This is a genomic window from Clostridium guangxiense (assembly GCF_021043395.1).
Classification (GTDB): Bacteria; Bacillota; Clostridia; order Clostridiales; family Clostridiaceae; genus Clostridium_S; species Clostridium_S guangxiense.
Genome location: NZ_JAJNKE010000028.1, coordinates 1 through 21,289, shown reverse-complemented (window position 1 = coordinate 21,289; position 21,289 = coordinate 1). Strand labels below are relative to the sequence as shown.

Genomic DNA, 21,289 nt, shown 5'->3' with positions numbered 1-21,289 from the left:
ATGCAAAACTTTTTATTAATTTTAAACTTTTAAGTAGCACTTCCATATATTAATTTTATACACTTATGGATGCGTTGTAAATAAAATATATAATAATGCAAAAAACTATTGTCAAAATAAACTAAAAGTGTTATATTATTAATAGATAATAATTATCAATGAGTAATTATTATTTTAAGCATTTTTGTTTATACTATGCTTATAGTGCAATAAAGATTTACAAGTATCGGAGTTGATATATTATGAAGGAAGAAAAGGAACTTGATTTAGCTATTGTTGGTGCTGGAGCTGCTGGTCTTACAGCCGGTCTATATGCCTCAAGATCAAAACTTAATACTTTAATATTTGAAAATGGTCTTGTTGGAGGTCAAATTAGAGAAACTTTTTCCGTAGAAAATTTTCCCGGTTTTAACTCTATTTCAGGTGCAGATCTAGCTGATAAAATGCAAGAACAAACTGTAAATTCAGGTGCAGATATAAATGAATTTGAAAATATAGAAAAGGTTAAACTAACTGATGATGAAAAAATAATAGAAACAGATAGTTCTATATATAAAGCTAAATCTGTAATCATAGCTACTGGTTCTAAAAGCAGAAGATTGACAGTCCCTGAAGAAGAAAAACTTCATGGTAAGTGCATACACTACTGTGAATTATGTGATGGAGCAATGTATGATGGGAAAGATTTAATAGTTGTTGGAGGTGGCAACTCAGCTATTGATGCAGCATTATTTTTAACAAAATACGCAAAAAACATTACAGTTGTTCATCACTCAGAAAATTTAAAAGCACAAAAAATTAATCAGGATGAATTATTTAAACATAAAAATGTAAAATTATTATTAAATACTGAAATACTTCATGTACTTGGTGACAATTCAATTGAAAATATTATAACAGAAAACAGAAAAACCGGTGAACCTGGTTCCTTAAAAGCAGATGGTATCTTTGTATATATAGGTACTAAACCTCAAGTGGATCTTTTTAAAGATACTTTAGCTTTATCAGAATCTGGTCATATTAAAACAAATGAAAAACTTGAAACTAACATTAAAGGTGTTTTTGCCGCTGGAGATGTTAGAGAAAAAGAAGTAAGACAGCTTACTACTGCTGTTAATGATGGTTCTATAGCTGCATTAATGGCTGAAAAATATATCAAAGGATTTTAAAGGAGGAATTTAATTATGGTAAAAGTATACTCTACACCAACTTGTCCTTGGTGCTCAAAGGCAAAGTCATACTTGAAGTCAAAAAATATAGATTTTCAAGATTTAAATGTTCAGGATGATTTAAAAGCAAGAGAGGAAATGCTCAATTTATCAAAGCAATCAGGTGTTCCAGTTATAAATATAGATGGGAATATAATTGTAGGCTTTGACAAACCCGCTATAGATAATTTACTATTTAACAAATAAGAGGAGGCTTTTATATGAAAAAATATGTATGTGTAGTATGCGGATATATTTATGACCCAGCTGAAGGTGATCCAGATAATGGTGTAAACCCAGGAACCGCTTTTAAAGACGTTCCTGACGACTGGACTTGTCCTCTCTGCGGCGTTGGCAAAGATCAATTTGAAGAGGTCGATGAATAGCATTTTTAAACACTAAATAAAAGCCATAAATTTAACAGCGTAAATCCAAAATTCCAAGAAATTTCGATAACTTACTATCGTTCAGACAAATTGAAATCTCTAAGCCTTTTTAGATTTACGTTTTAAGATTTATTGGCTTTTATTTAGATTGCTTACTAAATAAATGTTTTCAAATACAAGATCACTTATTGCTTCTGCTAAATGTAAAGTAACAAATTTATATAAAATTCACCTATTTTCATTCTTCCACTTCCATATTATTAAATTCAATTCTCACCGTTGTTCCAATGCCTACTTCACTTTCCACCTTAATTTCAGCATTATGTATTTCTGCAATTTTAGCACATATGGAAAGTCCAAGTCCAACCCCATTATTTCTCCTATCTCTAGATTTATCAACCATATAAAATGGTTCAAAAATTTTCTTTATATCATCTCTAGGTATTCCTACTCCTCTGTCCTTGATCTCAATAATGGGAACAATATTCAAATACGCGTTTACATATATTTTACTGCCTTCCCCAGATGCTTTAATCGCATTATCAATAAAATTTTTTATAAGTATTATTATCAGTTCCTTATCCATTAATATACTAGATTCTTCTGAAGAGACTACAATATCTATATTTTTATCTCTTAATCTTGGTACCATTGAAGCTTTTATTTCTTCTAAGATTTCTTTGATGCTCTCATACTTCATTTTTGGTTTTTCTTTTCTTATTACTATTAAATCCATTAATTTTGATGACATCTTTTCTAATCTTTTTCCCTCTTTATACACATAATTCAAAGCCTTAAAAGTTTCCTCATCAAAATCTTTGTTGGTTATAAGATAATCCGTATATCCTATGATTGATGTAAGAGGGCTTCTTATTTCATGAGATAAATTATCTATAAATTTCTGCTTGTCCTCAGAGCTTTCTTTTAATTCATTTATGTTATCTTCAATTACACTTGTCATATAATTAAAGTTTTTTGCCAAAATTCCAATTTCATCTTTACTATTAATATCAACCCTCTCATTAAAATTTCCATCTGATATCTTTTGAGTTGATTTTATGAGTTTATTAACAGGACTTATAATCATTTTACTTAATATTATCATAATGATTACCAATGTTATGCATACAAAAATATTTAGTTTCATAAGAACATTACATAAGTATCTATAATTTTCATAAACCCACGATATTTCTTTTATGTAAGAGACTCTATAATAACTATTGTACATATTTATTCTCTTATTTACATATAAATAATTTTTTTCTTTTATCTCACTTACTTCATAACTTACTTTATCTTTAGAAATATTCCATTGTCCTTTATTTTCTATAGCCCCTATTTTAAAATCATCATATATTTTCCTACCACTATCATCGAATACTTGAAAATGTGTTTTTTTATTAGATAAATACTTCATATAAGAAACAATATTTTTATTTAAATTTCCATAATTGACATCATTATATGTAAAAGGGTTTTCTGCCTTATTCATGACTGTTATATTTAATTTTATAGAATTACAAAATCTATTCTGCTCGCTTATTGCAGAATTAATCTCACTATTTAAATTTAATTTAAAGCTTCTATTTATTAAATACATGGTAGATGGAATAAAAAAAACTTCAAAGACAATTAACGTGCACATAAAAATCTTTTCCCAAAGTTTCATTTAATCCACCAACCTATACCCTAATCCAAATATAGTTTTTATTTCATTTTTTAAATTTAATTTTTTTCTTATGCGCTGTATGTGATTATCCACCGTTCTCGTTTCTCCATAATAATCATAATTCCATACTCGCTCAAGTATTTTCTCTCTAGTAAGCACACTATTTTTATTTTCAACCAAAAATAAAAGCAGTTCAAATTCCTTTAAAGTAAGTTCTACATCTTTATTATCTATTTTTACTTTTCTTTCATCTACATTTATTTCTATATTTTTATACAAAAATATATTTTTCTTTTTATTGTAGTGCCTTAATGCATTTTCAATTCTAGCCAAAAGCTCGATCCCCTCAAAAGGTTTTGTAATATAATCATCGGCTCCTAATTTCAATCCATATACTCTATCAGCAACTGAGACTTTAGCTGTTAAAAAAATAGTTGGTATATTTAATTTTTTTATTTTTTCAAATAAAGTGAAACCGTCAACCTTGGGAAGCATGACATCAAGAAGTATTAAATCAAATTTTTCACTTTCAACTAGCTTTAATGCGTCTTCACCATCGTAAGCTTGTCTGCTCTCGTAATTAGCCATATTAAGATTTAGCTTTATTAAGTCAGAAATTGAAATATCATCTTCTACAATTAATATTTTTACCATTATTACGCCCACCCTTTTTTAATTTCAGAATTAAACTTTAAGGAACTAAAATAGATAAGACCCACTTCTTATCTATTTTAGTTTTTTAATTAACTTATCTTAACAGTTTAAGCTGTGACAACACCTTTATATTTAAAGGAGAGTATCCATATGCCTTATAATTTTGTAAATTTATACTTATCATTTCTCCTGTCCCATCTCCATAATCAAAAGAAACACATCCAATAGGTATATAAGGACTTCTTTGTACCTTTACTATACTTTTATAATCTGTTCTAAGTCTCTTTTCCTTTAGAAATTCTTCAGCAGCTGCTTTAAGTTTATTTTCATCATATTTAGCTTCTGTTTTTATATCTATGCCGTCTATAAATGAAGCAGCTTTAACTTTTCCGTCTGTTAACGATATTTCAACTCTAACATCATCGAAACTAAGTAGATGATTTTCCTTATCAACACGCTGCATCTCATCAGGTTTACTAAATGCCACATCAATAGTAGGCCCCTCCAACTTATATGCTTCTTTATCAGAATCAGTTATCCTAAATAGTATAGGCATGCTAGTAAAACCGTGCTTGTCCACATCAACTCCATAAATATTTATTATAGCTTTTTTTGCAATTTGGATAGCTTGATCATCACTTATGTCAATTAATTTATTACTAATATTAACTGATGCATTATTTACATTACTAGCTGCAACCTTAACAATGTTCCTGGTAGAATTTTCTGTATTTTTACTTGCAAATGCAATAAACGACATACTTATTAATGTTACTACTGCTGCCAAAGCAACTCCCATTAATCTTATTTTATTCATAAAGAACTACCTCCAAAACATTTTTTCGTGCATGGATTTTTATCTAACTTTTATTATACAGCAAAAAAAGATGCTGTTAAATTGCTTGTTAAATTTATCATAGGTGAATTTAAAGTTTTAATATTAATTTTAATCAGGCAGCTTATGTTAACTATACTTTATAACGATAATAAAGAGGATTTTGTAATAAAACAAAGAATATTTAAATATTGTAGTATTCTTCTTTTTTATAGTAAGGATGGATTTTTTATGGAAAGTTTTATGTATGAGCTTCAAAGTAAAAAAGTTATTTCTAAAAATGACGTTTTAATTTTAAAACAATATATAAATAAAAAGTTTAGTGATTACACTCAAGTTCAAAAGCTAAATGTTTTAACTTCATCAATACATCAAATTCTCGATAAAAATATTGATGGTATAGAAAAGAATTATATTACTAAGCTTAAACAAGATCTTTTAAAAAATACTTTACTAAAAAATGGACAAACAATTTTTCTTATAGATATATTTAACACTTGCATTTCTAATAAAAGTGCTGAAATTAGTTTTTATGAAAGCGTCTTAAATTGGGTTAACTCCAAGGTTGAAAATAAAATTTCTTTGTCAGAATTTGAGAAATTTAATATAAAATTAACTCCTTATAAAGAGGAAGAACCTAAAACCAATATTGAAGCTGAGAATTCCTCTGCGGAAGCTATCCGTAAAATTACACCTTTAAATACAAATGAAAATATCATAAAAACAATTTTCATTTCAAAGCCATTTAGGTTTTCTATTTTAGCTTTATTTGTTTTTTCGATAACAATCCAAAATAACAATATAATCAAAAACATTTTAAGTCAGTCCAAATCAAATAATATAAAAATTTCTGCTAAAAAAACAGTAAATAAATCTGAAAATTTTGTTGCTTCAAGTAAAATATCTAATTCTAGTTTGCCTAATTATTTTAACTATAAAAATATAAATCAAAATTCTCTAAAAAAATATTTGAAGAGCAAAAATTCTATTTTAGAGCAAGAGCCTTACTTTTCCACCTTACTTGGAGTTGCAAGGGAATTTAATTTAAACCCGCTTATTTTATTTGCAATTACAGGACAAGAACAGGCTTTCGTCCCAGCTAATAATCAATACGCAAAAAAAATAGTAAACAACCCTTTCAATGTTTACCACAGCTGGAAAGAGTATAATACTAATCTTAAAGATGCTGCAGAAATAGCCAGCAGAACTGTAATTAATTTATGTAAAGATAAGCCTAGTAATGAGGAGCCTTTTCACTGGATAAATAAAAAGTATGCTGAAGATCCTCATTGGGGAGAAGGGGTACGTAAATTTTACGAGGAACTGGAGAAAAACAATAATGCTGAATATAAATAAAGATAAATGTGCCAAGCAAAGCTCTTCTTTTTATCCTTCATATCTATGTCAATGGCAGTTTATTTACTCTTGGCAAATGTTGAATCTCTTACACTGCCCGCTGTAAAAAATGCTAGAGCAATAAGTATTAAAATTATAGCATTTGGAAACACTTTAAATTTTCTAATGCTATCTACAGCCCAATAAAATGGTGTAAATTTCATTAAAATTTTAGCTGCTGCATATTTGCTTTTATCATCGCTGCCTATTAAATATATAGAAAACATTAATAAATCCATTAAGGTAATGATAAAACATCCAATACTATATTCTTCAAAAATTCTTGACACCATAATTGCTATAGAGGTAGATATCATGCTTACCAGAATTATATTTAAAACTTCCATAGAAAAATTTTGAAAGCTGTGTGTAAAAACTAAATTTACTGCTGAAAGCGAAAGTATAGAAATACATGATTGAACTATAACAATAGATATATATATACTTGCTAATATGCGATATCCATAACTTGCTGTGGAGGATACTCTCTTTAATATTTTATCTTTTTTAAGTTCTAATAAGTCCTTGTTAAACAAAACCGAATATATAAACATAAGATACATAATATTTATTACAGGAAAAAGTTTATCATACTTAATAGAATTGCTTATATTTTTATAACTAATATGTAAAATATTCTTTTTAATTTCCTTTCCATTTTTAATTACATTATTTTTCTCCAAAACATTAATCTTCATGCTCTCTTTTATGCTATTCTTTAGGTTGTTTTCAAAGTCTTCATTGATATTCCCATCTTGTACCTTATAAACATTAACTATAGGCTTTAATTTACTATTAATACTGTTAGAAAAATCATATGGAAGTTCATATATGGCTGTATATTTGTAACTTTTTAGCGCATTTAAAGCTTCAGTTTTACTTTTATAAACCCTTTTAACCTTTAATTTTTTAATGAGCTTATCTCCATAAACTCCTTTATCTAAGTTTATAACTGCTGCCGTATTATTAGGAGCTTCATCACCTTTATTATTAATAAAATATACAAAACCTGTAATAAATATTGGTATAAAAAACATATATGCTATAGTTTTATTATCCTTAAGATACCTTTTGCAGTTAGCAAATATCACAATAATAAAATCCATTTTTAGTTAGTCTCCCATCTAATTTTAATCTTAAAAAATGCTATAAGATAAATAACTATAGAGAAAAAAATCATATAACATAAATCTTTTTCTATGCTTGCAAAAGAATTAAAAATCATACAATTTTTATATGCTTCCGATATAACATTTAAAGGAGAAAAATCACATATTTTTGCATAAGCATTATTAGTTGTTTCTGTTATTGGAATAAATGCTCCTCCAAAAAGTGTTTGAAAAAAAAGTAAAACCGTAAGAAAAGAAAGAGAAAACCTTTCGCTGAAAAATGCTATAATAAATGCTGAAAAACTTGCAACCACTAAGCTTTGGCAAATTAAAATGATTGATAAATTTATAAAATTACATTTTCCAAAGGCAAAGCCAGTTACAATAAAGCCTAATATATATACCCCTCCATAAACAACGCTGTATATAAAATAGCATATAACATTTAAATTAAATAACTTCTCCTTCTTCATTGGCATAGCCATGATTCTTTTAAGAACACCGTCTTTTCTCTCTTTTTTATAAGAACCAACTATTCCGATAGCTATTGATATAATGATATAATTAATTAGTGTATACCCTAAATTTTCATAAGCATTTAAATTTTTTTTAGGCTTCACAAAATTATTCTTAAGTATTTTATCTGAATATATATTTTCCAAATCATCATATACTTTTTGTCTATCTTCTTTGCTTAAAGACATTACTTTATTTGAAATCATCTTATTTTCTGTAATGAATTTTCCATATTCGTTTATGACATTTTCTATGATGTTTTTATCACCTTGAGCTATACCACTTTTATCACTAATGGTTATGGTCACTTTATTTAGCTCAATTATTTTCTTCTCATATCCCTTTGGTATTGTAATGATGCACTTGGAATTTTTAGATACACTAAATATTTTTTTTATATTTTGTGTTTGAAAAACTTTTTTAAGCTCTTTAGAACTTTTGCTATCATCCTTATCAACTATGGTTATATTAATTTTATCAACTTTTGTTTCAGGCTCATAAGCATCTTTAAAGAAGTATCCTAAACAACTTGTAATTAAAATAGGAAAAATGCAATAAACTAATACTATCTGTTTCCAACTTATAGCTATACCCTTAAGCGCTAAAATAATATTGCTCCTAATTGACATATACTCCATCCTCGCATGTTTAATCTCTTAAATTTTTACCCGTAATAGCTAAAAAGACTTCCTCCAAAGAAGCTTCCTCAAGATTAAAACTTCTTATTTTCTTATTTTCTTTTGATAAAAGCATGATGAGCTCTTCTACATTAAATTTGTTTTCATCTATAAATACGCTAATTTCTTCATTTTTAAGGAAAACATCTTTGACCCCACTTAATTCCTTCAACCTTAATAGCAATTCATCGTTAAAATCATCTATTTTCAATCTTATAGTAGAATGCACACTCACCATAGACTTAATTTCAGATTTTGACCCATAGGCAACTTCACTTCCCAAATCAAGGATAAATATGTTATTGCATAGTGCTTCAACTTCCTCCATATAGTGTGATGTATAAATCACAGTAGTTCCATCTTCCTTGTTTATTCTTCTTATGAACTCAAAAATGCAATTTCTGGACTGCGGATCTACACCCACTGTGGGTTCGTCCATTATTAAGATCTTAGGCTTATGCATGATTGCTGCAGCAAGATTAAGCCTCCTTTTCATTCCTCCTGAAAATTTCTTTACCTTTTCCTTTTTTCTATCTGTAAGACCAGTTACTTCAAGTGCCATCTTAATTCTGTCTTTTAAAAGCCTTCCCGAAAGACCATAAAAAGCTCCAAAATACATTAGATTATCATATGCTGAAAATACATCCATAAGAGCAAGTTCCTGTGGGACAAGGCCTATCATTTTCTTTGCCTCCACAGTATCCTTTAAAATTGAATATTTTCCAAGCAATACGTCACCACTGTTTGGTTTTACAATTCCTGACATTATATTAATTAAAGTTGACTTTCCTGCTCCATTAGGACCTATAAGTCCAAATATATCGCCTGACTTAACATGAAAAGAAATATTATCTAAGACAAGTTTATCATTAAATCTCTTAGTAATATTATCAACTCTAACATCGTTATCCATAAAATCAACCCCGCGTTTATCTCATTTATTCTTTTAAATATATTGTTGTATATAGATATAACTAAAAAATACACATACTATTAACCATACAAATGCCATTTTCTTTTCAATTATAAAATCAATTAAGTTTTGTACTGTCACATTTATCACTCCAAATATATATTAGAAGATGATAACATATTTTCCTAGTGCTTATGGTAACTAAAAAAATTACTTAAGTAACTATATTATTTTTAAATGCAAAAATTGTAAGCTGAGTTCTATCCCTAAGTTCAAGCTTAGAAAGTATTGAACTTATATTATTTTTTATAGTTCCCTCTGTTAAAAAAAGCTTTTCGCCTATTTCTTTATTTGAAAAACCATTTGCTATTTCTTTTATTATACTAATTTCTTTATCACTTAGCTTATAATCTTTTTTCACCTTATCTATTGAATTTTTTTGATTGTACTCTACATTTTCACTTATTATTTTAGATGCTACCTCGGGATTAATAACTACATTCCCTTTCGTACATGCTTTTATTCCTTCATAAATAAGATCATAATCACTATCCTTTAATATATAACCTGATGCTCCATACTTTAGTGCTTCGTGAATATATTGAACATCATTAAAGGTTGTTAATATTAGTATTTTTATATTGTTAAATTCTTTCTTTATAAGTTTCGTTCCCATAACTCCATCACTTTTGGGCATTCTTATATCCATTAAAACTACATCAGGGCTGTTTTTCCTGCATTCTTTAAGTGCCTCCTCACCATTAGCTGCTGTTCCAACAACTGCTATATCTTCATAAGTTTCAAGTATAATTTTAAGACCATCCACAACTAACCTTTCATCATCAGCCAATAAAACCTTAATTGCTCCCATTAAAATCCCCCTCATTGTGTACCTTAAGCTTTTCTTGCTTTTCAATCTCAATTCTTACTAAAAATCCTTGTCCCTTTTTGCTTGTGTATTCAAAATATCCCCCTAAAGCTCCTACTCTTTCCCTCATACTTTTCATTCCAAAACCTTCTACTAAACCATCCGAGCCGATTCCATTATCCTTCAAGGTTACAACAACACTTTTTAGAGTATAAGCCATCATAATATGTATAACCGTAGCCTTTCCATGCCTAACACTATTAGACAAAAATTCTTGAATTATTCTATATATAACAAAAGATTGATCCGAATTAAAAGACCATTTTTCTTTTGTAAATGACAGTCTTACATCTACCCCTGTCATTTTTTTAAAATTATTTATAAGCTCTTGTATATTTAAAATACCTTCAAATTTTTCAAATTCCTTAGGTTTAATTTCTCTCACAGCCATTCTGACCTCATCTAGGCTCCTTTGAGTAAACTTTCTCAAATTCTTTGTTATCTTCTCTGCCGCATCTGGATCTTTTTTTATCATTTTTTCCACTGCACCGAGTTGTATTACCATTGTAGAAAGAGCATGTCCAACACTGTCATGTATTTCTCTAGATATTCTATTTCTTTCTCTAAGAGTTGTTATTTCTTCAATTGAAGCTGCATATAGTTCAAGCTCTTTATTTGCATTTTTCAAATTTTCTTCTGATATTTTAAGCCTATCATAAAGATCCTGTGCTTTAAGTTTTCTTTCTTTTTCATCCTTGGTAAAATAAAGAACAAATATAACTAGTATCGTTACCCCTAAATTAATCCCCCTATTTTCCATTCCGTAATTTAAAGAAAATACTATTCCTTCAATAATTATTATAATATCAAATATTATAGCTTCTTTTTTATTGAATATTACATTGCTGTCAATAGCAAGCAAAATAAGATATGTAAAAAGAAAACCACCTATCCAAACATTTGCAGTAATTGTAAAAATAATTTCTATTACAAAAGAAAACATTTTATGAAAGTGTTTTTGTAATGAAAAAAAGCGAAGTTGGCTGTTAATAATGAATATAAGTATAAAAATGAACATTGAACTAGTTAGAGTTTTCTTTGATATTACCATTCCTACTATAATAAAGAAAATAGTAATGTATCTTATAATAACAAAATTCTCATTATTACCCATATAATTATAGTTCCTCCAGAAATAATATAATGATATTATATCATATCTCAACTTTAGTTACTTTGCATTATTTTTACATAATAAAAATCAGTTTCAGATATTTTATTATATGAAATTAAGCACTACTTATAAATTTTAAAAAAAGAACAGCTAAACAGCTGTTCTTCACAAAATAAGTTTACTAATCGGGCTTAATGGTGTTATAAGGTTTCTAATTTTATCGTAAGGAATTTCTATTTTAAAAATACCATAATAACCTGGAGTATATTCATAAGGCTGATAATAAAGTACAAGTTTATTTTCAGTTAAGTAATACTGCTGATTTGGGATAATTCCATTATATTCACTTATAAGTTGAATATTATTATCTTTAATATATTGCTTTGCAATTGTATTTATTATAGGCACATAATTCATTTTAGGATTAAATAGATCATTAAAAGAATATACTTCTCCAGTTTTTGTATTTACAGTTAATGATGAATAAGCTGTAACACCATGAGCTGCTTTATTAACATAGGTATACATACTAAATAAAATACTTAAAATATCATTTTTATTTACTGTAACTTCATAGGTACCAAATATTTCATAAAAGTCTACTTTTTCCGGAAGCAAAACCTGACTTTTAAAAAGTTTGCTTACTTCATCTATAATATAATTGTTCACTTTTGATAAAATTTTATCACCATTATCATTTGGAATAAACGGATACTCTATAGTGGTTTTATCTGGAACAAGCTTTTGTTTTACGAGCGTTACACTATTTACAACTCTCATTTTATTACTTTCAAGTGGATTTCTTAAATAAATCATGTATACTCCCTTTCTTAAAACTATTTCAATACATTATATTTAAGCATCCAAGAGAATATACATAAATAAACTTTATCTCTGACCTTTTTCGTAAGGTATACCGTCAGCTGCTGGTGCCACAGTTTTACCAACAAATCCTGCAAGAGCAAGCATTGTTAATATATATGGGAACATAGCATACAATTCATTTGGAATATGCCATGCAAGTCCCTGTGCATTTATCTGAAGAGCATTACCTAATGCAAATATAATACATGCAATCATTGTAGGATATGGTTTCCAGTTTCCAAATATAAGTGCTGCAAGAGCTATAAATCCACGTCCGGATACCATACCTTCTTTAAATATAGGAGTCATTCCTAGCGTTAAACAGGAACCACCAATTCCTGCAAGAGCACCAGATATTATTACACATAAATATCTTATTTTATAAACACTTATTCCCATAGTATCAGCTGCTATTGGCTTTTCACCAACTGCTCTTATTCTAAGTCCAAGTGGAGTTTTAAAAAGTATAAAGTTTGCAACTACTACAAGTATAAAAGCTGCTATAATAAACCAGTTAAGTCCGCTTATAAACTTGCCAAGTATAGGAATATTCACTATGAAATTAGGTACATTAAAAGAAATTCCTTTAACTATTTCAGTTTGCCCACCAATCTTAAATACTTTAAAAATCATAAAACTTGTAAATGCTGCTGCAAATATATTAATTGCTGTACCTACAATTATCTGATCGGATTTTAAATGTATACTTAAAAAAGCAAGTAATGCCGATATAGCCGCCCCTGCTAAAACTGCGCATAATATTCCAGCTAAAGTGCTTCCTGTTTTATACGTACCTAATACAGAAAAGAAAGCTCCCATAATCATCATACCTTCAATTCCTATATTAGCAACACCGGATCTTTCGGAAAAAACACCGCCTATTGCAGCAAATATCAAAGGAGCTGCCATTCTTAAAGTAGAATCTATTATTGAAATTATAAAATTTATATCCTTCACCTTCTACACCCCTTTTATTTCCTTTTTCCTTTTTATGTATTTCAAAACATAGTCAGTTGAAACAAATATTATTATTATTGCTTCAATTAAGGATACAACTTCTTTAGGTATATTGTTAAGCTGAAGTACCCTTGAACTATTTTCAAGTACTCCAAATAAAATAGCCGCTGGTATACATCCTATAGGATTATTTTTTGCAAGAAGAGCAACTGCGATACCATCAAAACCATATCCTATAAAACTTGTCATGCTACTGCTTTGATACATTGTTCCTGACAAATGAAGTGCTCCACCAATTCCCGAAACTGCACCTGAAATAAACATAGCTAAAATCATTTTGCTTTTTATATTTATTCCACCATACTCTGCTGCAAAAGGATTGATTCCAACTGCTCTTATTTCATATCCCAAAGTAGTTTTAGACATTAAAAGATATACTAATACTACAGCTATTAAAGCAAATATAATTCCAATGTTAGCTCTACTGTCAGAAATAAATCTAAACAATTGAGCACTTTCCTGTATTATAGGAGTACAAGCTTTATTCTTTACACCAAAATGTGTTTCCATTATAACCATATTTACAACATACATGGCAATATAGTTCATCATTATAGTGTTGATAACCTCATTTATTCCAAACTTAGCTTTTAAATATCCTGGAAGAGAAGCCCACAAACCTCCAACTAGTAGTCCACCTATTATTACAAGTGGAACATGTATCCACACACTTAAGCCAGGTATTAGTCCAAGAAGTGATGCGGCAAGAAATCCCATTGTGAACTGACCTTCTGCACCAATGTTGAATAATCCGCATCTATTTGCTATGGCATTAGCAAGACCTGTAAAAATAAGCGGCACAACATAAACAGATGTATCAAGTATCTGCTGTGTACTTCCAAAGCTTGATGATACAATAATAGACATTAAATCAGATAGTGCAGTAAAATAGTCTGTTATTGAATATTTTTTTGCCCACATTACAAAAAAAACAGCTATAAATAATGAAAGAAATACTGAAATAAGTGGAAACAATAACGCATTTAAACTATCTTTTATTTTTGAATTTTTCATTTTACCTTTAACATCAATCTCACTCAAATGTATTCAACTCCTATTTATAGATAAACCAATTCAACTATTGAAATTTATGTGCACCATAATATCTAGAAATCAACATTTTGGTACAAATAAATTTCAAGTTTCAAAGTGTTTTATCTTTATTAATACTTCCGCCAGCCATGAGAATTCCCAATGTCTTTTCATCTACGCCCTTGTTTTCTAGCACTGCTACAATTTTCCCATCATACATAACGCCTATTCTATCAGATAAGCTCAAAATTTCATCGAGTTCAAGTGAAACAAGTAGTACCGCTTTTCCATTTTCTCTCTCAGAGACCAACTGCTTATGAATGTATTCTATAGCTCCAACATCTAGTCCACGCGTAGGTTGAGCTGCTATTAAAAGTGACGGCTGTTTAAAAATTTCCCTGGCAATAATTAATTTTTGCTGATTTCCACCAGATAGAGATGCTGCTGTTACCTCCTCACTAGGAGTTCTTACATCAAATTGTTTTATTAAACTTCTGCAATGTTCTTTTATTTTCTTATAATTTAAAAAGAATTTATTTTTAAAAGCTTTATTGTTTTGTAGCCCTAAAATACTATTTTCAAATAGTGAAAATTTTAAAACCAAACCTCTCTTATGTCTATCTTCTGGAATATGTCCTACACCCTCATCCATTATTTCTCTTGTGCTTCTTCCTGTTACTTCCTTACCATTTAGTTTTATACTTCCGCTTTGTGCTTTCCTAAGTCCTGTTAAAATATCAATTAGTTCACTTTGACCATTACCATCTACACCAGCTATACCAAATATTTCACCGCTTTTAACTGTTAAATCCACATCTTTAACAACTTTTACTCCTCTTTCATCTTCGGCATTAAGCTTATTTATTTCAAGTATAGCTTCTCCAGCTTCTTTATTGCTTTTATTTACCTTAAGATTAACTTTTCTACCAACCATCATTTCCGCAAGTTCATCTATATTAGTGCCTTTAGTGTTTAAAGTTTTGATAACCTCTCCACGCCTAATTATTGTTATTCTGTCACTCATATTCATAACTTCTTTAAGCTTATGTGTTATGAGAATGAATGATTTGCCTTCTTTTTTAAGCATGCTAATTATATTTGCAAGTTCTTCTATTTCTTGAGGTGTTAAAACTGCTGTAGGTTCATCTAATATTAATACCCTTGCTTTTCTATAAAGAGCCTTTAAAATTTCAACCTTTTGCTGCTGTCCTACAGATAAATCTTCTATCTTATCCTTGGCATTTACATTAAAACCATATGCCTTAGATAATTTTTCAACTTCAAGAATAGCCGATTTCATATCTATTTTTAGTCCTTTTTTAGGTTCCATGCCTAAGATAATATTTTCAGCTACAGTGAAATTATTTATTAGCATAAAATGCTGATGAACCATTCCTATTCCAAGTTTAATTGCAGCATGAGGTGTATTAATTTTTGTGCTTGTACCTTGTATGTATATTTCTCCACTTTCCGGTTGATATAGACCATAGAGTACATTCATAAGTGTAGTTTTTCCAGCACCATTTTCTCCCAAAAGTACATGTGTTTCTCCTTGAAGTAAGTCAAAATTAACTTTATTATTAGCAATGATTCCAGGAAATATTTTTGTTATTTCTTTCATTTCTATAATTTTTTCCATTACTTGTCCTCCTAAAAGAACTTTTTTACTATATTATAAAATCATTGATTCTTTAAAAAGAATCAATGATATTTATTTATAACAAAAGTAAATTCAATTTATTTTAATGCTTCAGCCTTAAACGCATTAGCATCTTTAATTGTATCTGGAACTTTTATCTTTCCAGTTTTTATTGCATCTTTATATTTGTCAACTAAAGTTAATATATCAGCTGGTACGTGTTTCTTTGAAGAAGGTGCTATATCAACTCCGCTTTCTTTAAGACCAAAGTACTCTGTTTTTCCACCTTCGAATTTTCCTTTAGTAAGATCTTTAACAACTTGATATGTAGCGTTGTCAACTCTCTTTACCATACTTGTAAGTATTACATCTGAATATTGTGGAACTGTCTCAGCTTGATCCATATCAACTCCAATTGCCCATAACTGTTTGCTTTGCGAAGTCATTTCTTTTGCTGCCTTGAAAACTCCAACACCACTACCGCCAGCTGCATGATAAACAATGTCACAACCATCATTGTATAAAGTCTTAGCTATTTCTTCAGCCATATTAGTGTCTGTATAACTGTTTACGTACTTTTCTTCTACTTGTATTTTAGGATTTACAGTTCTTGCTCCAGCAATATATCCAGCAGCAAATTTATTTATTGAATCAATATTCATTCCACCAACAAAACCTATCTTATTTGATTTTGTCATTTTTCCGGCAATAACACCCATTAAAAATGAACCTTCTTGCTCTCTAAATACAAGTGAAACTACATTTTTTTCATTTACAACTGTATCAACTATTGCAAATTTCTTGTTAGGATTCTTTTTAGCTATAGCATCTAAATCGTCTCCCATTTGAAATCCAATACCAAAAATAAGATCTGAATTATTGCTAATTAAGGCTTGAAGATTTGGTTGAAAATCATCTTTTTTCATAGATTCTACTGCCTTGTAATCTACACCTAACTCTTTCCTAGCTTTTTCTATTCCAGTATTAGCTGATTGGTTAAAGGATTTATCATTTAATCCACCTTCACTAGTAGTTAACCCAACTTTAATTTTCTTTGTTGTACTAGTACCACTTTTAGAAGCATTAGTACTTCCACATCCTACCATTAAGCTTGATACTAGTGTTAATGATAAAACAATTGCTGCTGCTTTTTTAAACATTATATTACCTCCGATAAAATTAATTTAGGCATCTGAAAGAAAATAATAAGTCCATGTTGCGAGATAATTTTGTGTAATACAAGGAAACTGGTTCCGTTAATACTAGGAGTCTTAGCGGGTTCAGTTGACGAAATATTACGCAAAATTAGCCGCTAGATGAACCTATTATTTTTTTGAAGATGCCTTATTTATATAAAAAGTTCTTTTAACATTGAAACAAACGCATCCCTATCTAAATCCACACCTACATTAACATTTGTGGGCTTATTAAGTAGGTTATTTACATCTACGATAGTTTTCCCCCTAGTTAATTCACTGCTTGCTTCAACATCTACATGAAAACTTTTATATTTCATAATGCTGCTGTCAATTACATATCCCATAGCAAATGGATCATGCATTGCAGCTCCTTCTACATTAAATTTAGCACAATTTTCATATATTCTAGTTGCTATTTTGGCTACTAACTTTGCCATTTTGTTATTAGCTTTATCTATTTCTTCAATTTCATTCTTATATAGCAAAGCTCTATTTGTGACATCTAAGCCAACCATTGTAACTGGTATTTTAGAATTAAAAACTATTCTTGCAGCTTCTGGATCAGCATACATATTAAATTCTGCCGCTGGGGTGTCATTGCCTCCATTTATTGCTCCACCCATAAGTACAATACTATCTATTTTATTAACTATGTCAGGATATATTAGTATAGTTGATGCAATATTTGTAAGTGGTGCAAGGCAAACAAGCTTTAACTTTCCTTTGCATTTACATGCTTCTTCATATATAGTGTCATATGCATTTTTCTCATAAACCTTCATTTTAGGATCTGGAAATTTCAAATTACCAAGTCCAGAAACTCCATGATACCATTCTGCCGAAAAATGTTCTCTCCTAATGTGCTTCTCAGAACCTCTCGCAACTTTTATATCAAGTCCCGAAAATTCAACAAGCTTTAGCGCATTAACAGTGGTCTTTTCAAGTTCTACATTTCCAACTACAGTCGTTATTGCCTTAATATCAATATTTTTTGCTGCAAATGCCATGAGTATTGCTATGGCATCATCAATTCCAGGATCCGTATCTATAATAATAGGTATTTTCACTATTCATCTCTCCATAAAATCAAATTACATATTACTTAAAAAATTTTTTAATATGAAAACAAACTTTTTAATGTCTAAAGAATAAACAACATCCACATTTCTAGTTTCTTGCAGTACATGATTAATATCAACTACAGTGCACCCATATGTAAATTCTCCTCCAGTTTCAACAGAAACTGAACACTTATCAAATTTAAAGATATCTGGATTACTTGCATATATAACACCACACAAATTCGCAAGAGACTTATCAGATATTTTTAAGCTTTCAAAAAAACAAATTAATTCATTTTTAATATAATCTGTAATATATTTATTTGTAGATGACCTTATACATTCTAATAATTCATTAATTTCTTCGTTACTTAGATGTGTTTTTTCAGTTACATCTAGTCCACACATAATTATAGGAACTCCTGAATTAAAAACAATGTCTGCTGCGTACGCATCTGAAAAAATATTTTTTTCAGCACAAGGAGTACAATTTCCACCATAAATTGCGCCACCTACGACTACTATTTTATTTATGTTCTTTTTAATCTCTGGACATGATAAAAACATTTTAGCTATATTACTTAAGTTTCCTGTTGAAATAATACTTGCCTTCTTATGACTTTCCTTTAATTTCCTAAGCATAATTTTAGGTGAATCTTCAATTTGATAATCAATCTTTCTTATAAAATCTAATACTTCTTCATTAACCCTATCTTCATCTTTATTTGAATTTATTATAGGACTATTTTTTTCAAATATAAGCTTAATATTCTTATCAGACAATTTTGTCAAGTTAACAATATTGTTAATATCTATTAATTTTACGTCACGTGATATATTTATATTAATAGTATCTAAACTGATGCCCCTTATAAAAATGGCACTTAAAATAAAAATAATATTATCAAAACCAATATTATAATCTATGAAAATTGGTTTCTTCACTAGATTTCCTCCTTAACAATAAAATTCGTTAATTATATAATGTTCACCATTTCAAAAATGTACAACATAAATTCCAGCATTTTTATTCAAAATACACAATAAAGCCTTTAAATCTTTGCACATTTTTTAATGTCAGTGTATATTATACCAGATATCATAAAAAAATAACATACATTTTTTTATTTTTTTAATTTTTTGTTCGTGTTGTGACCAGTTAATGTTTATACATCCTTTTATTATAAAAAATTTTATTTATATACTAAATCATATGTTGAAGTTCCTCATCCTCATATGATAAACTTATCTAAGTATTAACTCTTATATACTCAAGATTGGATGTGTTTAGAATTAGTAGTGTGAATTATCAATTTATCTCTTTTGTAATAATAATAACATTGAGTTATATACTTAAAAGATTTGGTTTAATAAAAGAAGCTGATGGCGATGGTATGGCAAGAATTTTGTTTAATGTAACACTTCCTGCATTAATTATTGATACCTTTAACTCAATGAAACTAGATTCTTCCTTAATAATACTTACAATAATAGGTGCTATTTATGGACTTGCTATGTCATTTTTAGGAGTGTTTATTTTCAGAAAAGCTCCGCAAAATGTAAGAGGTGCTTTATCAATGGTAGTCCCTGGCTTTAACGTAGGCTTATTTGCATATCCAATTATTGAAGCAATATTTGGTAAACCAGGCTTAAAGTATATAGGCATGTTTGATATTGGAAATTCTATACCAATATTCGTATTTTGTTATATAATTGCATCACTTTTTTCAACTTCAGAAGCTAATATCGGAATAAAAGAAATCACAAAAAAATCTTTTGCCTCTTTACCACTTATGTCTTACATAATTGCCTTACTAATAAACTTATCCGGTCTTCATTTTCCTTCTCCGGTTATAAGTATTTGTAAAATAATATCAAAGGCAAATATGCCACTATCACTTTTGCTTCTTGGAGTATGCCTAAACTTTTCTATAGATAAAATATACTACAAAAGCATAGCAAAGATATTATTTGTAAGATACAGCTTTGGACTAGTAATTGGAATCATTTTATTTTTTGTTTTACCGTTTAATTTAACATTTAGATATACAATTCTCATAGGTTTAATACTCCCCATTGGTATGGCTGTTATACCTTATGCAGTTCAATTTAACTATGATAAAAAACTCGTTGGAACTTTATGTAATATAACTATGATATTGAGCTTCATAATGATATGGATTATAACTAATTTACAATAAACTACATAGAACTTTAAAATTTTATATATTATTTGTCTCGCAATTAATACTTTTTCACTTCACAATGCACACTGCAAAAATCGGCTTTCATTGTGCATTGTGAACTGTGCACTAATTATCTAAACTTCCATGGTCTTAAGTATATCTCTCTAACCCCTGTTTCCCGTGCATACTTTTCAATATAATTAATTAACTTATTTTGATATCCCTTTTCCTTTAAATCGTCATTAACATTCATCATAACCAATTCTGCAATTTCATCTTCTCCAGGTTCTCTTTTAAATTCAAGACTTCCAAAACCTTTAAGAGAATTTGCTTCCTCAATTACAAAAATCTCATACTTTGTATCATTAAAAAAATCATGTACCACCTGTCTTGCCGTTTTCTTAACCTTATCAGTATCTAATCCAGCTTTAACTAAATTTATCAATTGATTTTCATCTTCTAAATTTGCAACTCTTATGTTACACATATTCAAATCACCCTATCCCTTTAATTTTACTGCATATTTACTTATAAGTTATATATTAGTATAATTTACATTTTTAGTCAATAATACAACTTTCTAAGTAATACTTCTCAATAAAAATCACATTGAAGCAAAAGCATTATATTTAAGCATTAGCGCACTCTAATTAACATTACAAAAAATAAAAGGGGCTGTCGCATTAAATTTATTTTTAACCGTAATTCATAAATATTGCGAAGCAACTATAGTGAAAGATTTTAACTTGCTCTGCTAGTTAAAAGACTAACTTTTTTACCTTCGGTAAAAAGTGAAGGGTTTTAACCTGCTTTGCTTGTTAAAAAGTGAACTTTTTCATTTACATGAAAAGTTAATGAGGATTTTCCTTCGCTTCTCTACGAAA

21 protein-coding genes are annotated in these 21,289 nt (G+C 28.9%); 5 read left to right on the top strand and 16 right to left on the bottom strand.

The genetic code is table 11. From position 1 onward, the window contains the following. The first annotated feature begins 242 nt into the window (after window positions 1–242). The 3 genes from LQK79_RS14710 to rd are packed head-to-tail and all read left to right on the top strand — an operon-like array spanning window position 243 to window position 1,594. Complete coding sequence (locus LQK79_RS14710) at window positions 243–1,169, top strand: NAD(P)/FAD-dependent oxidoreductase (RefSeq protein ID WP_231017041.1); 927 nt, start codon at window positions 243–245, stop codon at window positions 1,167–1,169. 15 nt (window positions 1,170–1,184) lie between these two features. Next, window positions 1,185–1,415, top strand: coding sequence for a glutaredoxin domain-containing protein (locus tag LQK79_RS14705; protein ID WP_053241466.1), 231 nt, complete (start codon window positions 1,185–1,187; stop codon window positions 1,413–1,415). Between the two features lie 14 nt (window positions 1,416–1,429). After that, on the top strand, window positions 1,430–1,594 hold the full coding sequence (rd, locus tag LQK79_RS14700; RefSeq protein ID WP_084756887.1) for a rubredoxin: 165 nt from the start codon (window positions 1,430–1,432) through the stop codon (window positions 1,592–1,594). Between the two features lie 238 nt (window positions 1,595–1,832). Here rd and LQK79_RS14695 read toward each other — a convergent pair whose 3' ends face one another. The 3 genes from LQK79_RS14695 to LQK79_RS14685 form a co-directional block, all read right to left on the bottom strand. Further along, on the bottom strand, window positions 1,833–3,266 hold the full coding sequence (locus LQK79_RS14695) for a sensor histidine kinase (RefSeq protein WP_231017040.1): 1,434 nt from the start codon (window positions 3,264–3,266) through the stop codon (window positions 1,833–1,835). Continuing rightward, entirely contained in the window at window positions 3,267–3,920 is a 654-nt protein-coding gene (locus LQK79_RS14690) for a response regulator transcription factor (protein WP_231017039.1), read from the bottom strand. A gap of 94 nt (window positions 3,921–4,014) precedes the next feature. Next, window positions 4,015–4,737 (bottom strand): hypothetical protein, encoded by a 723-nt coding sequence (locus LQK79_RS14685; RefSeq protein WP_231017038.1) that lies wholly within the window; start codon window positions 4,735–4,737, stop codon window positions 4,015–4,017. 249 nt (window positions 4,738–4,986) lie between these two features. Between LQK79_RS14685 and LQK79_RS14680 the strand changes: the two genes are divergently transcribed. Beyond that, window positions 4,987–6,111 carry a hypothetical protein gene (locus tag LQK79_RS14680; protein WP_231017037.1) on the top strand — a complete coding sequence of 375 codons (1,125 nt, stop codon included), beginning with the start codon at window positions 4,987–4,989 and terminating at the stop codon, window positions 6,109–6,111. Between the two features lie 59 nt (window positions 6,112–6,170). On the opposite strand, the gene LQK79_RS14675 is transcribed toward LQK79_RS14680, so the two are convergent. The 12 genes from LQK79_RS14675 to LQK79_RS14620 all read right to left on the bottom strand — a co-directional run bounded on the left by LQK79_RS14675 (window position 6,171) and on the right by LQK79_RS14620 (window position 19,164). Then, a complete protein-coding gene (locus tag LQK79_RS14675) occupies window positions 6,171–7,256 on the bottom strand; it encodes an ABC transporter permease (protein ID WP_231017036.1) in 1,086 nt (361 codons plus the stop codon). Between the two features lie 2 nt (window positions 7,257–7,258). Further along, entirely contained in the window at window positions 7,259–8,404 is a 1,146-nt protein-coding gene (locus tag LQK79_RS14670) for an ABC transporter permease (protein ID WP_231017035.1), read from the bottom strand. A 19-nt stretch (window positions 8,405–8,423) separates the two neighbouring features. Further along, window positions 8,424–9,365 (bottom strand): ABC transporter ATP-binding protein, encoded by a 942-nt coding sequence (locus tag LQK79_RS14665; RefSeq protein ID WP_231017034.1) that lies wholly within the window; start codon window positions 9,363–9,365, stop codon window positions 8,424–8,426. Between the two features lie 214 nt (window positions 9,366–9,579). Further along, a complete protein-coding gene (locus LQK79_RS14660) occupies window positions 9,580–10,236 on the bottom strand; it encodes a response regulator transcription factor (RefSeq protein WP_053243285.1) in 657 nt (218 codons plus the stop codon). Continuing rightward, window positions 10,223–11,407, bottom strand: coding sequence for a sensor histidine kinase (locus LQK79_RS14655; RefSeq protein ID WP_231017033.1), 1,185 nt, complete (start codon window positions 11,405–11,407; stop codon window positions 10,223–10,225). Before LQK79_RS14655 ends, LQK79_RS14660 begins: the two co-directional genes overlap by 14 nt. A gap of 165 nt (window positions 11,408–11,572) precedes the next feature. Beyond that, entirely contained in the window at window positions 11,573–12,223 is a 651-nt protein-coding gene (locus LQK79_RS14650; RefSeq protein WP_231017032.1) for a DUF3298 and DUF4163 domain-containing protein, read from the bottom strand. A 72-nt stretch (window positions 12,224–12,295) separates the two neighbouring features. Then, a complete protein-coding gene (locus LQK79_RS14645) occupies window positions 12,296–13,228 on the bottom strand; it encodes an ABC transporter permease (RefSeq protein WP_084756884.1) in 933 nt (310 codons plus the stop codon). Window positions 13,229–13,231: 3 nt separating this feature from the next. Beyond that, entirely contained in the window at window positions 13,232–14,329 is a 1,098-nt protein-coding gene (locus LQK79_RS14640) for an ABC transporter permease (protein WP_231017031.1), read from the bottom strand. Between the two features lie 103 nt (window positions 14,330–14,432). Further along, window positions 14,433–15,959: an ABC transporter ATP-binding protein gene (locus LQK79_RS14635; RefSeq protein ID WP_053241459.1), complete on the bottom strand. Its 1,527-nt coding sequence runs from the start codon at window positions 15,957–15,959 to the stop codon at window positions 14,433–14,435. Window positions 15,960–16,057: 98 nt separating this feature from the next. Further along, window positions 16,058–17,122 (bottom strand): BMP family lipoprotein, encoded by a 1,065-nt coding sequence (locus LQK79_RS14630; protein WP_231017056.1) that lies wholly within the window; start codon window positions 17,120–17,122, stop codon window positions 16,058–16,060. A gap of 185 nt (window positions 17,123–17,307) precedes the next feature. Then, complete coding sequence (locus tag LQK79_RS14625; protein WP_053241457.1) at window positions 17,308–18,225, bottom strand: nucleoside hydrolase; 918 nt, start codon at window positions 18,223–18,225, stop codon at window positions 17,308–17,310. A gap of 24 nt (window positions 18,226–18,249) precedes the next feature. After that, window positions 18,250–19,164 carry a nucleoside hydrolase gene (locus LQK79_RS14620; protein ID WP_231017030.1) on the bottom strand — a complete coding sequence of 305 codons (915 nt, stop codon included), beginning with the start codon at window positions 19,162–19,164 and terminating at the stop codon, window positions 18,250–18,252. A 338-nt stretch (window positions 19,165–19,502) separates the two neighbouring features. Between LQK79_RS14620 and LQK79_RS14615 the strand changes: the two genes are divergently transcribed. After that, window positions 19,503–20,420, top strand: coding sequence for an AEC family transporter (locus LQK79_RS14615; protein WP_278279579.1), 918 nt, complete (start codon window positions 19,503–19,505; stop codon window positions 20,418–20,420). Window positions 20,421–20,535: 115 nt separating this feature from the next. On the opposite strand, the gene LQK79_RS14610 is transcribed toward LQK79_RS14615, so the two are convergent. Continuing rightward, window positions 20,536–20,892: a GNAT family N-acetyltransferase gene (locus LQK79_RS14610; protein ID WP_053241454.1), complete on the bottom strand. Its 357-nt coding sequence runs from the start codon at window positions 20,890–20,892 to the stop codon at window positions 20,536–20,538. Between the last annotated feature and the right edge of the window lie 397 nt (window positions 20,893–21,289).